Origin of the sequence: Bacillus cereus group sp. BfR-BA-01310 (genome assembly GCF_022664325.1) — a bacterium.
GTDB lineage: Bacteria > Bacillota > Bacilli > Bacillales > Bacillaceae_G > Bacillus_A > Bacillus_A paramycoides.
On the sequence record NZ_JAKUHD010000006.1, the window covers coordinates 224,712 to 239,214 of the forward strand.

Genomic DNA, 14,503 nt, shown 5'->3' on the forward strand with positions numbered 1-14,503 from the left:
AAAAGAAATTCTAGGTGGAGGTTCAATATGTGGAAAACAAACATTATCACAACGCCAAGAGGAAAGTTTGAATATTTTCAAAAGGGAGAAGGCCCTCCTTTATGTGTCACACATTTGTATAGTGAATATAACGATAATGGAAATACTTTCGCAAACCCGTTCACTGACTGTTACAGCGTGTATTTAATTAATTTAAAAAGCTGCGGTAATTCAGATCCAGCAAATGACGATACGGAATATAGTATGGCAGAAGCCGTAAAAGATTTAGAAGCGATTAGAGAAGCTTTACATATAAATAAGTGGGCTTTTGCGGGTCATTCTACAGGAGGTATGCTCGCTCTTGTTTATGCAACTGAAGCACAAGAAAGTTTAACAAAAATTATTGCTGGTGGCGCATCGGCAAGTAAAGAATATGCATCTCATAAAGATAGTATATACTGCAGTGAAAATAAAAATTTCAATAGAATCGTTTCAATTATGAATTCTTTAAATGACCCTAATACACGACAAGAAGAAAGAAAAACATTAGGTAAAGAGTGGGCACTTATGTCTTTTTATTCTGAAGAAAAGCTTGAAGAATCATTAAAACTGCCAAATAGCGGGAAAGTAGTTGGAGATCGGTTAAATTATTTTAGACAAGTTGAATATAAAGACTATGATGTCCGTCAGAAACTTAAACATGTAGAAATACCAAGTTTTATATATTGTGGCAAGCATGATGCGCAATGCCCATACATATTTTCACAAGAAATAGCAAATCTAATCCCGAACGCAACGCTAACAACATTTGAAGAAAGTAATCACAATCCATTTGTCGAGGAAATGGATAAGTTTGAGAAGTTTGTAAAGGATACTTTATAGTAAATATATGTTTTAGAGCTTAATAGCTTAATTGGAGGGAACATGTAAAGAAAGGAGGAGTTCATGAAAAAAGAAAAGCTTTTATTTTGGATTAATATCACTAGTATGATTACTATATTATCCTCAATTATTTATTTAGCTTTTGCAGCATCTATCAAAAAAGATGCTCTTACTCAATTAAAAAAAGCTCCAAATATCCCATCTACAATTCAAGACTCAAACAATACAGAGGACCCTTCAGGATATTGGACAAAAGAAAAGATGAAAAATGCAGTTCCAGTACACATAAGAGAAGTCCATAATAAGTGAATTAACAAAAAGCGAACTGCCTTAATATAGTTCGCTTTTTATAATGATTAAATTTCTCGCCACCAAGCTGACGTAGGATAATCTGTAGATTTTAAAGTAATAGATTCACCAATTTGTGGCGTTGCAATATTAACCTCTAAACGATTTGCTTCTTTCGTAACTCGTTCGTTTGGATCGCTCCATTCATGTAATGCTAATGTAAAAGCACCCCAATGTATAGGACCAAGTAATCATCCTTTAACGTCTATATGAGCTTTAACAGTTTCTTCAGGTAACATATGAATAGCAGACCATCTCGTATCATATTGCCCGCATTCCATTAAAGTAAGGTCGAACGGGCCGTATTTATCACCAATTTCTTTAAAGTGGGGAGCATAGCCACTATCACCACTAAAGAAGACTTTACCTTTCATCTTAAATGCAGTACATTTCATAAATTCGTCAAATTTATTATTTGTAAATATAAAATGAAGTTCATTTAGCAGCAGCTAAAACTAATATTATGTAATTGTAAATTGTTTTAATTAAGTAAATTCCTTATCATAAACAACGCAGAATATAAGTTTTTCTATAGGTTTAAGAAGCAGGAATTCATCTAATTATCCAAAAGGAGTATACTGAGGATTTTAATTTCAGTTTATTAGAGGATACTTATTTTTATTTATAGAACATAATAAATACATAGATTTTACAATTTTTTTATTAAAAAAGGAGGGATTTAATGTTAGTTGTTAATAATATCCCAGAGAATATACTGCAAACAGCTTATGAGGCTAAAATGATTTCATCTGGAGATAATTATCCATCAATAGAAATAAGTGGAACAAATCTACGATATTTACTAGTAATGCTCCATCTGGGCATAGAATCGAATGCTATAAAAACAAAGCTAAATTGGACTAACGAGAAATTCGAAAAACAAATGCGTGCACTAGAACTAGAAGGTTTATTGAAAAAGACAGAAGGGAGTTACTATCCAACGTGTATGGTTATAACAGCTAATGAAGGAGAAAATCTGTATAACCTATGTGAGCCTCTAATTAAACCTACACTTAACATAATTGAGAAGTATTATAATCAAATTGATGCTATTTCTAAAAGAATCGAGACATTTAATCATTTAGCTAAAGAATCGTATAGTCTTTTGCTTTATAGCGGTGTGTTATTAGATTTTGGACAAATAATTAACATTGAAGAAAACTATTTAGAAACAGAACGGCCTTTGAGAAACAATAAAAGATATTATTATGCGATTCTAGAACAAGAACAAACAGACAAAGAGGCCTTTGGAATATATGGTAATACGTATTTGGATTTAGGAGAATATCAAATTGGACTTTATGGAAACACTCGATATACGACTTTAAATTTAATAAATGCGAATAAAGAAGCTTTTAAAGAACATTTTCACGATGTTATTACTGATATTAATTATACGAAAAAGCAATTAGTTAAAAATTTTGTAGCAGTAGATAAACCAGTAGACTTAAATTTAATTGCATTATACGAAAAATTAGGCTTATATCAAAATTCACAACCTGTTATCCCAGTGTTTAAAAAAGCTGACTTATCTATACTTAGCGAAATCGCGAACACGATCAGTGAAGATTTGATCTTATTATTTAAAGAAAATGAGAAACCTTTAAAAGAATACTTTGCAAGCAGCAGATACTCAAAAGAAATAACTTACGAAGAATTTTTTATTTGGTGGTATCACTTTTTCTATACAAAAGTAACTGAAGAATTAATAAAACAAGACATAATTAGAATCAGCATTCAAGAAAATCAAACATATATAATCAATTAAATACGTTAAATACCTAATTTTATAAATATAAGCAGCATATTATTACTTCGCATATGTAGCAGAAGGATATGTGAAAGATCATTTGTAAAATAGATAGTCATCCAAAATTGAAATTGAACATGAAGAAAATACGATATAAAAAGGGGAGAGGCACCTTGCAAAAGAAATTTATCAATCCAGAAAATATGCCAGCAACTTTCGGATATTCGCATATAGTCGAGGTCAATAATGCTAAACGCACAATTTACATATCTGGACAAGTGGCTATTAATACCGATGGCCATATAGTTGGAATTGGAGATTTAGCAACACAAACGCGACAAGTATTTGAAAATATTAAAATTGCATTAAAAACTTCAGAATTAAATTTTAACGATGTAGTAAAATTAACATTTTTCTTAACGGACATTTCGCAAATGGCCATTGTTAGAGATATTCGAGATCAATACATCAACACAAATAATCCACCAGCTAGTTCAGCTTTAGAAGTTAACAAACTAATTCACGACGAACTATTAATTGAAATTGAAGCAATTGCTGTAGCAAACTAATTTAAAAACGTATTATTAATTAAATTAATATCAAAGCAATTTGTTTAAAGCTAATTATTAAACAAATTGCTTTTTATTGTCTTAAAAACAATTTGTTCGCGGTAATAATTCGACAGTAAACACCGAAAATTAATTAGAGCAACTTATAACAGGCTATCAAACTTTATCAAACCGTAAAACAAACAACTAATCATGAATAAACAAAGAAAAGGGAAGCGCAACAACCTGAACTAATATACAATAAGTTTTTTTAACTTTTTCTAGTTTACATAATATATATTATACAAAGTTATATAAAATAGACATTTATCTGTATCAAAAACCAAGTAAACTATACTTAATGAGATGAGAGAGATATTTGTAATGAGATTTATACTAAATCAAATGTAAATGATTTTTTACGTTTTTATCACTAAATTTGTATTCAATCAGTTCATAGCAAATTCGAACTTAAAATTCATGAATCGTTCTGTTTATAAGCACAAAAAAATTTATGTAACGATACATTTATAACAAAAATTTAAATTCGATTAAAATATTTTTATGACTAATAAATTTTCCACTGAGATTGATTTATCATTTTTAGCTACATATACGATTTGCTACATGTTATATTATTTTTTTAAAATCATCACTTGACTTTTATTACAATTTCTATTTTTAATTTGGTTAACATAATTAATTATTCTTATATAAAAATCTTCCTAACAGTTAGGAAGATTTTTATTTTATAACACTTATACATATATACGTTAAGAAATAGGCTCCTATTCCCTACTTCAAAATAAGCAATGCTCTAAATTGTTATTTTAATAGCACTCTCAATTATAAACTACATTAGAAAAATCTAAGTTTATTAAATCTTTTTCACGTATAAAGAAATTAGCTACACCAGCATCTCCCCACATGATGTTTAAAGCATCATCAGTATCGATTTGTAATAATAACACATTATGTTCTAATAATTCTTCTCCCCAATCTCTCGGATCAGTTTGTGTAAAGAATGGATATCCACCAATTTTATGACCTTCACCATCATAATGTTCATCGTATAGGTCGCTTAGTTCTAGTATTTCATTTTTATCATTAATAATTTTTTCTAAATCAATGTTATCTTGAAAAATCTTTTCGAATCGATAGTCTCTAGCGGATACAGGTTGATAGTCTAATTCAAATGTTAGTTTTGCTGCTTCAGGTATGATAAACTCCTCTAAATTTAAAGGGTTTAAATAACTAAAATCAGTGATAATCTTAGTTGAATCTTGCATTATTTCAGGATGATAAATAATACGAAAGTCTTTTTGTGTAGTTGGTTGCTCAAAGTCTGCTCCAAAAAGTTTATCTTCTGCACTAATGAAAAATTGTAACAATCCCTTAGTTGGCATAAATTCAATATGAGGAATATCTTCAAAGTTTAACTGCGTAAGTAACATCATAGCTTGTCCATTTGAATCTTTAGGGTGATCATGATTTAAAGGTAAATACGGGTATCCACCAAAATTGCTCTCAAAAAGCGTTGTTTCTGCTTGAGTTCCAAACACTTTAATATAAGATTTCACACTGTCTTCAAAACCACTTCGATACTGCTCGAGTTCTTTCGGTATTTTAAGCCGATACGTATTCTTCATTTCTTTTGCCTCTCTTTAAAGGTAAATTATAAATACCTACCTCTATTGTATAGCGAAAAGTGGTTTCATTAAAAAAAGCTAAAAATCCGTTTTCACCCTCATTTTTTGCGCACTTGGCGGACAAAGTAAATTATGTTCTGAGACCTTTTTATTGATAGTTTGAATTAGTTTAGCTGCTTCTTCTGCATCTTTTGCCTCTTTTTGCTTTTCTTTTAGATTATCAATTTCCTTCGAAAGTTCAATCCACCTAGGTAAAACATGATTATTCTTCAAAGTTCTATAAAGTTGTTTTTCAGGATTGTACGAAAGGTCTTTATCAAGATTAAGAGGTTTCCCTTTACCAGGTAAATCATTAAACGCTCCTGTCTTTTCTGCCCGTTTAACGATAGAACTAATATGATCCTCATACGTATAAGACCAAACTTTCTCATCTTTCACTAAAATTTCTTGTTTTTTTAGTTTCTTATCTAATTCATCTTGATTCATAAATTCATTCTCCCTTTCATTTTATAGTGTTGTTTTTGTATATTTTAATGCTCTTAATCCATCAAATAACTTTTCACGCCACCAAACGCTATCATGACCGCCTTAAAACTCTTCATAAGTGGTTTGATATCCTTTTTCTTTTAAAGCTCCATACAGCTGTCTATTCGCCTTTAAAAGAGGTTCGTTTTCAAGTTGTCCTGCTGTCATATAAAATTGAACATGATTTGCATTTAAATTTACAGATACAATTTGATTCTCCATCCAAGGAATATTATTTTCGAATCCTTCCTTTTTCCAATGTATAGATCCTGACAATGACAGCACATTCCCGAAAATATGAGGATTTTGAAGTGCTGCATAAAAAGCTGCTAAACCACCAAGACTTAAACCAGCAATTTTTGTATGCTTTGGTTCTTTAAGCACATGATATCTAGCTTGAATTCACGGAAGTAATTCATCTGTTAAAAATTTATTCATTTTATCGTTATAAGTGAGATCATCTAATCGATCTACATGATCTATAGCAACAGTAATACAAGATGGAATTTCTTTTTCATAAATTAAATAATTAAGTGTTCTTGTGATTGAAAGATTTTCAATAAACGAATTCCCATCAAATAAAATGAGTAGTTCTTGGAGGTGTGAAGTGTGAGAATAATCATGAGGCGTATAAATATGATTCTTACGTGTGTTATTTAAAAGTGAACTATAATTGCACTCCTCCTCCCTCCTTTACAGCATTCTATATGTACTTCTTTCTCATGAGAGAAATCCCTATATAAACAATGTAGTAATATTGTTTATTCTATGAACTAAAAAACGAACAAGCCATTTAGCCTGTTCGTTTTTATTCAGTAAGGTAGTAAAGTAACAGTTTTCTAGCCTTTTCAAAATTCATGAAATCTCTATATAAAATGGGATATTTCACAATTTCTGTTTCAAGAATACGATATTGTGGAAAGTATTCAAAAAACGATTTTCGTAGCCTTAGTATTTGTTGAAACGAAATTTTATGTTCGTTTTTATTAAGTACCCTACTCAAAGTTCCTGCTGTATGTATCCAATAATAATTTAAATCGGCATTTATACAGTCATCCTCTGACAATGTATTTTTATAGTCTTGCCGCAATTTTCGTGTGTCACGATAAGGAAATGGCTTATTCAGAAGACTATGCATTTTCAGCAATTCATTAAAAATAACCTTTTTTCCTAATATCAGCTCTCCACCCCTTTATTTCTTCATCCAATTCAATAAGTTTTCATAATGATTATGAGCATCGTTATATCCAAGATTATATAAATTAACGAGCTTTTCTTTATTTCTTTCTATTCCGCTTATAGGAAGCTGTGCGCTTGGCTGAATTACATAAAAATTATCTTTTTGTTCGTTGTGATTCATATAAGATACGGTTTCATTATAAAAACGATAATGTTCTACTAAAAGTTCTGCGATTTTCGGATATCTTCTATATAAAATTTTGGACAGTCCAGAAAATTTATTCCGCTGCTTCTCATATCCTTCTGGCTTTGTCATAATAACAACGTTCTTTTTATAACCATCATTCTGTGCTTTGAAAACTGGAATAGGATCTATAATCCCTCCATCTAACAATTTTCGATTATCATATTCTACAGCAGGTGCAATAAATGGTACAGAGCTTGATGCACGAATAACTTTCAAAATATCATTTCCATGTTCTGTTTTATTATAATAAACTGCCTGTCCTGATTCGCAATCGGTTGTTCCGATTACAAACTGTTCATTTGAATTTAGGAAAGTTTGAAAATCAAACGGTACAATTTTGTTTGGTACTTCATCAAATAAAAAATCCATTCCAAATAATTCACGTTTTTGAATTAAGTTTCGATAAGATATATATCTGTGATCTGCTACTAGCTCTGTATTTACTTTCTTATTCCTTCCTTTTTGACGTGACAAATATGTTGCTCCCATACATGCTCCAGCGGATACACCGACTACATATGGAAAGAATAAGTCCCTTTCCATAAAATACTCGAGTACTCCTGCAGTATATAACCCTTTCATTCCGCCACCTTCTAAAACTAAACCGATATTATTCATGCTTAATCCCTCTGCTTCTGTTTTCTTAATTACATGTTAGCACAAGATTTTAGGATGAGGTTATATAAATTAATTGCAACTTTGGCGAAAAACTATTGAACGTATGTCATAATTTCTTATTCAATAGCATGGTACAATATAAGAAACTCATTCCACATATTATAAAGGAGGAATTTCATATGGGTTTATTTAGTGGTATTTTAGGAAATGCATCAAATGCGAGTACAGAAAGTGTAGAACGTGATTTAGAAAAGATTATGCTAGATGATGAAAAAGTTGAGCATGCTTATAAATTAATTCGCGATTTAATCGTATTTACAAATCGCCGTCTTATTTTAGTAGATAAACAAGGAGTAACTGGTAAAAAAACAGAATACCATTCTATCCCTTATAAAAGTATTACACAATTTAGTATTGAAACAGCTGGGCATTTTGATTTAGATGCAGAACTTAAAATTTGGATTTCTAGTTTGAGCACGCCAATTACGAAAGAATTTAAAGGTGACGATAGCATATTAAGTATTCAAAAAGCGTTAGTAACATACACGACAAAATAGTTTGTTTTTGTATATTTATTCTTTTTCAAAAATACTAACCCGAATATTTTGGAAGAATATACATTAAATTTGTATATTTAATCTAAAACACCACAAAAAGGTAAAGCGTTTAAAATGTGCTTTACCTTTCTTTTTTATAATAAATTAAAGTTGCTTTATCATTTAATTTATTTTTTAATTCTGTTCTTTTATACCCTATCTTTTCGTATAGAAAACAATTTCGTTCTTCCTCTAAAATTGTAGCAAGCTCCCAAGTAGTTGCTTCCGGAAACATCTCTTCGATTAAAATTAATACTTTTTGAGCAATTCCGTTCCCTTGATAGTTTGGATGAATAAACATTGGGCTAATCCAAAATCTTGAGGGATCTTCTTTTCGTGATATACATATCGCGCCAACAAGATTCGTATTTACTATAATTTTATAGAAACCACCGTCCGGATGATTTATTCTTGAAATTGTTCTATCAATGGATTCACTTGCTGGACTTGTTTCATAATCCTTATACTTTTCTAATAATGAGCTAAATGATTCTACTTGCATATGAAAAATAATTTCTGCATCAATTTCTGTCGCCTTCTCTAATGTAATTTCCATTTTACCAATTTAGACGCTTTCGGAGCGACGTAATATGAGCTGTATGATGACGACCGTGCCATGCATATAAACCGATTGCAGCAGCAAGTTTTGTTTCCCCAGATTCAGGATGATTAAATGTCTTTTCTAAATCCGTAGTTTCTAAAGAATATAATAAGTTTACCCATCTTTTATGTAATGAATCTAGCATAACAAGTGAAACATCTACTGGTAGCTTTGAATCAGGTAGCTCTGCCCACTTTTCTTCTTTATATGGCTTAATAGTCGGATTCTTTTCTGTTAGTGCTAATTTAAAGCGTATGTAGCTATTCATATGGCTATCTACAACATGATGAACGACTTGACGAACTGTCCATCCACCAACACGATACGGTGTATCTAGCTGTTTCTGATCTAAGTCTTTTATCGCTTTTGTTAATTCATTTGGTAAATCCTCAATTTCTTGAATCCATTTATCAATCATTTCTTCTGTAATTGTACCTTCATAAGTAAATTGGCCAATTGGATAACGTAAATCCTTCATGAATAAGTCCCCCCTATTATTTTGAACACGAAGTATTTCTCCAAATATAATGTACAAAATTTACATGTTCTCCGTTTAATTCTACAGAAGTTGTATCTGCTTCGTTTTTATAAGAAAATCCGCTTTTTTCTAGTACAATTTGTGATGCGAGATTATTAGTCGTTGTTTTAGCATGAACCTCATTAATTTCATTATTTTTCGCTACGTCTAAAATTAATTTTACAGCTGCTGTTGCAACTCCTTTTTTAGTGAACTTTTCTCCAACTCGATAACCTAACGAACTGATTCGAGTTTCCGTATCTATATCTACTAAATTTATTCGTCCTACAATTTCTTTTTCATCATTACGAATTAAATAAAAATAAGAATTTCCATCTGCCTGTTCTATTAATAAATCGTCTAGTAGTTTTTGAAAATATTCAAAATCGTAATATTTTGAACCGCGATTTGGTACCATTGTTTCAAAAAAAGATTTATTCGTAAGTTCAAACGTAAATAAATCCTCAGCATCTTGTTTCTTTAGTTGCTCTATGTATATTTCCATCCCGTATACTCCTTCTTAATTTACTAACTGCTATACATTCTTTTTTAATCGATTATATTCCTGCTATTTCTTTCGATTAAGTAATACAGCTAGTAACACTTTCGGATGAAAAAGATGAAATGGACTACGAATTAAATTCATCACTCGTACTAATCGAATATAAACGTCAGAATCACTTGCGGATAGTCGATATATTTGTTTCGTGTACCAAAGCTGAAACTTTTGCTTCATAGTTAATTCTCTCTTTAGCTGCGGGTGACGTGATATTTCCGTTGTTGTCATATCCCAAGGGGTTTCTATTATGTTAGCGGCTTTTTTATAAAATTGTTGTGTAAATGTTTTATCGAGCTGTTTTCTCCCTTGCAGAAGTACTTGCAATTGGTGAGCTTCCATAGCTGCAACTGAAACACCTTGACCGAAAACGGGATCAAAACGACATTGTGCATCTCCAACTACTAACAATCCTTCTGGTAAATTATTAACTAGATCAAATCTCCGACGTACTTGATAAGGAATTTTGTACGTTTTTATATCGGTAATCGCCTCAGCTTTGTTTAGAAAATCTGTTACATTAGGGATTGAAAGATTTTCAGCAAAATTGTAAAACTCATCATCAGTTCGTGGTGCTTTCTCATTTGCATATCCACTAAAAGTAACAAAATAACGATTATCTTCAATCGTTTGTATAAGTACACCATAAGGGTTTTCCGGAAAACTTGGAGACATTAGCATATTGCAATAGTCTAACGTCTCATCTTCTTTTAGCCTAAACATTCTAGTTGCGTAAAATAAATCAATGCGTACTTTCTCTTCTTTCACTTCAATATCGTATGCTCGTAACCACCCTATGCTTTTTGAACCAAATCCACTCGCATCAACAACAATATCTGCGTGAATTTCTTCTTGCGTGCCTTTCTCTAAACATTTAGCCTTTACTCCATATACTTTGTTACGTTTTTCATCTACTTGTAATGCTTCAACCAATATTTCATACTTCGTAGTAATATTTGAAACTTGTTTAATTCGGTTTTGAATATGTGATTCTAGCATAGGACGACTTTGTTGGATCATATGCACTTCTCCTATAAATGGCTGTTTCCATAAGCCAAATTGATGCCATTTTAAATCCCGAGTAAAGTTATTTACGATGCTGCCTGCTTCTATTAATTCATTAGTAATATTAGGGAACAATTCCTCAATTGCTTTTTCTCCGCCTTTTAATAACACATGAGGGTGATTGCTTTGTGGAACTCTTTTACGAGGGTCTATTCCGTTCCATCTTTCCCCAGCCTCTAAAATGATTACTTCTTTAAAAGTAGTTGATAATGCTTTTGCTGCGAGTTTTCCCGCAATACTTCCGCCAATAACAATAGCTTTATTAAACATATTTTCCCCCTTAATGAAAAGAGATCCTGTCGTGTATGAATGAAACAGGATCTTAAACTAATAGCTTCTTTATCATTATATTTAAAATACATGAGTAAATTGCAACGTTAAAATTAAAATACCTAGCCCCCATACGTAATACGCGAATACTTTTAATGAATGACGTTTTAAATATTGAATCATCCATGAAACTGCTATGTAACCAAAGAAAGCTGCTGATAACGTTCCGACAATTAAGGATGTACTAGAAATAGATTCTGCTTTCCCTTGAAAAACATCAACAAATTGCAAGATGATAGCTCCGACAATGGCTGGTGTTGATAATAAAAAAGAAAAGTAAGCAGCTGTTTCGCGGTCTAACCTTCTCCATAATGCAGCGACAATTGTCATTCCAGAACGAGAAATTGCCGGAAAAATAGCAGCCGCTTGAAATGAACCGATGATAAATGCATCTTTATATGTAATGTCGTCCATTTTTTTACGACCATTCTTTTGTTTATCGGCCATATACAGGAATAAACCTGTCACTAAAAATTCCCAACCAATGGTGATACCTGTTTTTGAAATATCTTCAAAGAAATCTTTAAATAATAATCCGATTACGACCGCAGGTATCGTCCCGACAATAAGTAATAACATTAGCTTTGAAAATGGATTTTTAATTAAATATATAAATTCTTTTTTGTAATAAATAAACACTGCAAGCAAAGTCCCAATATGCAGCATCGTATCTAAAAATAATCCTGCTTCATCTAATTGAAACAAATGCCTTCCTAAATAAAGATGCCCTGTACTACTTATTGGTAAAAACTCTGTTAAACCTTGAATTATGCCTAAAATAAAAGCTTCTAACCAATTCATGATGGTCTCCTTTCTCGTTTGCTTGTACCAATATATGAAGGTTAAATTTTCGATATGAAAAAAACTATATTTCTCTATGAATTTACTTTTAAATTATGGATATATATGTAAAGAGAATCGAGGAGGGTTAATATGTGGAAGCATACAAAATTCGGCAATGTATTACTTTGGGTGGGACCTATCCTTGTGTTTTTAGGGTTATGTATGACTAATGTTATTTCAGACATTCCTTTCTTTGAAGGAAAACATAAAACGCTTGGAGTAATAATTTTATTTATAGGGCTTTTCTGTTTAATTGTTGCTAATCACTTTAAAAAAGGAGAAAGAAATGAAGAATGAAGCTAAATAAAAAACAATCCCAGTATATATGCTAGGATTGTTTTTCGTTTATGTTGCTTATTTATAGAATACTTTATCAACGTTATATTTTGCTTTATATTCGTTAATGATATATGTTTCGTAAATTTCTCTTTCTGTTGGATCTTCTACGATACATGCATCAATGCGGTATACTTCATCACGGTGATTTTTAATTGGTGAAACATTGTCTTCAAAATGTTTCTTAATACGTTGTCTAATCTTACGAGCTTTACCTACGAAAAGAAGTTCGTCATTAATATTGTAAAACATAAAAATGCCGCCTTTATCTCTAGGGAACAAGTGGAAATCGATAAAACCGTTAATAGGAGTAATTATCGGCTCGTCTCCTTTAATAACTTGTTTACGTTCAGTAATTGAAACATCAGCCTCAGGAATATTAATTTTAATCAAGTTCATTCACGTCCTCTTTTATTATAAAGATAAATAATAGCATACATATGTAAGAAAAGCTACGTTCAGAGGTATATTTCATTTTATAATTCAAATATTATAGGTATATCATGCAAACTCTTTTTCCAAATCATATGATCGCTTGATTCTCCCCAATAATTCTTCAGTACATAACTAGGTTTTCCAAACTTTTTTGTCCATATACTTTGTGCTTTTTTGTATCCACTATCTAAACAGTATTCGGTTATCCCTCTGCTAAGTAATGTAAGATACATTGCATTTAGTAGTAAACTCCCTATACCCTTTCTTTGGTATTCAGGAAGGACAAATACAGTTCCTATTTCATATAAATTTTTAAGTACATCGCCAGTACAACTATTAATCAATGAACTTGCTGGACCGACTTCAATTGTTCCAATGATTTTTTCGTTACTTGTATCTATTGCTAATAAAAAGTAACGATTTTCTCCATTACTATCAAAATCATTTTTCAAATATTGCTTTTTCGTATTAATTTCATTTTCTTTGTCATCCAATAATTGTGATAATCCTTCATCTTTATATGTATTCGTAATAACCATGCGGAAAAACAAGTACAGTTCATCTAAATCATTCGAATTCGGTCTTCTAATCGCAACGTAAGTCATGAATTAATTCTCCAATCTATGAAAATATCCGAGAAAAGTTTATATTGTAAATTATTTTGGCACTAAACAGTAGCCTTTTTATGTGTATTGATTCTTTTTAAACTTTTATGGCATCACACGTATATTCGTTCAAAAATATTTTATGACATTATTAATACAATACTTTATATAATCTATTCATCATTATTCTACAAAGACCTGCATAGATCCAGCAGTATAGAAAGCTCAGTATAAATATTAATGAAATAATTTTTATATCCATAGTTGTATGAACAGCAGGACCGAGTACTGGAAAATGGAAAATATCGAGAACGATCATAATACCTATAAGTAGGCATGTCGCGGAAAAGGAAACAACCCATATTCTCCTCTTTAATTGTAGAAAGGATACTCCTAACGCTATACCTAATAAACCTGTAGTAAAAGGGAAAACAAATAGTTCGCTTGGTTGAATAATAAATAGTAGGAAAATAGTAAGGACATAAGAGAGTATTCCCTCACGAATAGAATAACAAATAGCAAAAAAAATCGGTAACGTTGCAAATGGACTAATGAGTAATCCTATACCAGGAATTAAGTTCCCCGCTGCTTGAAACATGGTGGCCAATGCACTCATTAAAGCTGTAATTACTAACTTATTTACAAGGGACAACTTTCTTTTATGAACAAAGTTCGCATCCGGCTCTATCATCAGTTGATACCAATAACGTACAAACCGATTCATCAAAATCCCCCCCAAATATACCTAATTCATCACTTCCTATATTATTCATACACTTTTTGTTTATGCGTTACTTTCTGCTGGTTATCGATCACTATACAATAGTCATTTATACATAGAAGTATTTTTAGGGGGACAACAGATCGTGTATTTTGAAGAATTTAGACTGAGAG

At 31.2% G+C, this 14,503-nt stretch carries 17 protein-coding genes and 3 pseudogenes; 6 read left to right on the plus strand and 14 right to left on the minus strand.

The annotated features are described in order from the left end of the window. The first annotated feature begins 27 nt into the window (after positions 1-27). Both MR109_RS15345 and MR109_RS15350 read left to right on the plus strand, forming a co-directional pair. Positions 28-861 carry an alpha/beta fold hydrolase gene (locus MR109_RS15345; protein ID WP_242272788.1) on the plus strand — a complete coding sequence of 278 codons (834 nt, stop codon included), beginning with the start codon at positions 28-30 and terminating at the stop codon, positions 859-861. Positions 862-924: 63 nt separating this feature from the next. Continuing rightward, positions 925-1,170, plus strand: coding sequence for a hypothetical protein (locus MR109_RS15350; RefSeq protein ID WP_242272790.1), 246 nt, complete (start codon positions 925-927; stop codon positions 1,168-1,170). A 47-nt stretch (positions 1,171-1,217) separates the two neighbouring features. On the opposite strand, the pseudogene MR109_RS15355 reads toward MR109_RS15350, so the two are convergent. Beyond that, positions 1,218-1,574, minus strand: a pseudogene (locus tag MR109_RS15355) (MBL fold metallo-hydrolase); the annotation flags it as partial. A 317-nt stretch (positions 1,575-1,891) separates the two neighbouring features. Here MR109_RS15355 and MR109_RS15360 point away from each other — a divergent pair. Together MR109_RS15360 and MR109_RS15365 are read left to right on the plus strand one after the other, a co-directional pair. Next, positions 1,892-2,977 carry a hypothetical protein gene (locus MR109_RS15360; protein WP_242272792.1) on the plus strand — a complete coding sequence of 362 codons (1,086 nt, stop codon included), beginning with the start codon at positions 1,892-1,894 and terminating at the stop codon, positions 2,975-2,977. A 155-nt stretch (positions 2,978-3,132) separates the two neighbouring features. Continuing rightward, positions 3,133-3,528 carry a RidA family protein gene (locus MR109_RS15365; RefSeq protein ID WP_048373803.1) on the plus strand — a complete coding sequence of 132 codons (396 nt, stop codon included), beginning with the start codon at positions 3,133-3,135 and terminating at the stop codon, positions 3,526-3,528. 821 nt (positions 3,529-4,349) lie between these two features. On the opposite strand, the gene MR109_RS15370 is transcribed toward MR109_RS15365, so the two are convergent. The 5 genes and pseudogenes from MR109_RS15370 to MR109_RS15390 all read right to left on the minus strand — a co-directional run bounded on the left by MR109_RS15370 (position 4,350) and on the right by MR109_RS15390 (position 7,725). Further along, positions 4,350-5,156 (minus strand): YwqG family protein, encoded by an 807-nt coding sequence (locus MR109_RS15370; protein WP_242272794.1) that lies wholly within the window; start codon positions 5,154-5,156, stop codon positions 4,350-4,352. Between the two features lie 78 nt (positions 5,157-5,234). After that, positions 5,235-5,642, minus strand: coding sequence for a DnaJ family domain-containing protein (locus tag MR109_RS15375; protein ID WP_242272796.1), 408 nt, complete (start codon positions 5,640-5,642; stop codon positions 5,235-5,237). 21 nt (positions 5,643-5,663) lie between these two features. Beyond that, positions 5,664-6,353, minus strand: a pseudogene (locus MR109_RS15380) (alpha/beta hydrolase); the annotation flags it as partial. 136 nt (positions 6,354-6,489) lie between these two features. Beyond that, positions 6,490-6,861, minus strand: a complete 372-nt coding sequence (locus MR109_RS15385) for a YxiJ-like family protein (protein ID WP_242272879.1) — start codon at positions 6,859-6,861, stop codon at positions 6,490-6,492. Positions 6,862-6,873: 12 nt separating this feature from the next. Continuing rightward, on the minus strand, positions 6,874-7,725 hold the full coding sequence (locus MR109_RS15390) for a patatin-like phospholipase family protein (protein ID WP_242272798.1): 852 nt from the start codon (positions 7,723-7,725) through the stop codon (positions 6,874-6,876). A gap of 179 nt (positions 7,726-7,904) precedes the next feature. Between MR109_RS15390 and MR109_RS15395 the strand changes: the two genes are divergently transcribed. Then, on the plus strand, positions 7,905-8,282 hold the full coding sequence (locus tag MR109_RS15395; RefSeq protein ID WP_098475976.1) for a PH domain-containing protein: 378 nt from the start codon (positions 7,905-7,907) through the stop codon (positions 8,280-8,282). 121 nt (positions 8,283-8,403) lie between these two features. Here MR109_RS15395 and MR109_RS15400 read toward each other — a convergent pair. The 5 genes and pseudogenes from MR109_RS15400 to MR109_RS15420 all read right to left on the minus strand — a co-directional run. After that, positions 8,404-8,877, minus strand: a pseudogene (locus MR109_RS15400) (GNAT family N-acetyltransferase); the annotation flags it as partial. 1 nt (position 8,878) lies between these two features. Next, a complete protein-coding gene (locus MR109_RS15405; RefSeq protein ID WP_025149060.1) occupies positions 8,879-9,400 on the minus strand; it encodes a YfiT family bacillithiol transferase in 522 nt (173 codons plus the stop codon). A 16-nt stretch (positions 9,401-9,416) separates the two neighbouring features. After that, positions 9,417-9,944, minus strand: coding sequence for a GNAT family N-acetyltransferase (locus tag MR109_RS15410; RefSeq protein ID WP_071719475.1), 528 nt, complete (start codon positions 9,942-9,944; stop codon positions 9,417-9,419). 63 nt (positions 9,945-10,007) lie between these two features. Beyond that, positions 10,008-11,330 carry an FAD-dependent monooxygenase gene (locus tag MR109_RS15415; RefSeq protein WP_242272802.1) on the minus strand — a complete coding sequence of 441 codons (1,323 nt, stop codon included), beginning with the start codon at positions 11,328-11,330 and terminating at the stop codon, positions 10,008-10,010. 81 nt (positions 11,331-11,411) lie between these two features. Next, complete coding sequence (locus MR109_RS15420) at positions 11,412-12,191, minus strand: undecaprenyl-diphosphate phosphatase (protein ID WP_242272804.1); 780 nt, start codon at positions 12,189-12,191, stop codon at positions 11,412-11,414. A gap of 132 nt (positions 12,192-12,323) precedes the next feature. On the opposite strand from MR109_RS15420, the gene MR109_RS15425 reads away from it, so the two are divergent. Continuing rightward, positions 12,324-12,530, plus strand: a complete 207-nt coding sequence (locus tag MR109_RS15425; RefSeq protein WP_002172120.1) for a hypothetical protein — start codon at positions 12,324-12,326, stop codon at positions 12,528-12,530. A 57-nt stretch (positions 12,531-12,587) separates the two neighbouring features. On the opposite strand, the gene MR109_RS15430 is transcribed toward MR109_RS15425, so the two are convergent. The 3 genes from MR109_RS15430 to MR109_RS15440 form a co-directional block, all read right to left on the minus strand. Beyond that, the gene (locus tag MR109_RS15430; RefSeq protein WP_001048941.1) at positions 12,588-12,968 is read right to left on the minus strand and encodes a nucleotide excision repair endonuclease; all 381 of its coding nucleotides are present in this window, start codon (positions 12,966-12,968) and stop codon (positions 12,588-12,590) included. Positions 12,969-13,045: 77 nt separating this feature from the next. Continuing rightward, positions 13,046-13,609 carry a GNAT family N-acetyltransferase gene (locus MR109_RS15435; protein ID WP_098475970.1) on the minus strand — a complete coding sequence of 188 codons (564 nt, stop codon included), beginning with the start codon at positions 13,607-13,609 and terminating at the stop codon, positions 13,046-13,048. Positions 13,610-13,760: 151 nt separating this feature from the next. Next, positions 13,761-14,333: a YybS family protein gene (locus tag MR109_RS15440; protein ID WP_098304691.1), complete on the minus strand. Its 573-nt coding sequence runs from the start codon at positions 14,331-14,333 to the stop codon at positions 13,761-13,763. Positions 14,334-14,503 lie beyond the last annotated feature (170 nt).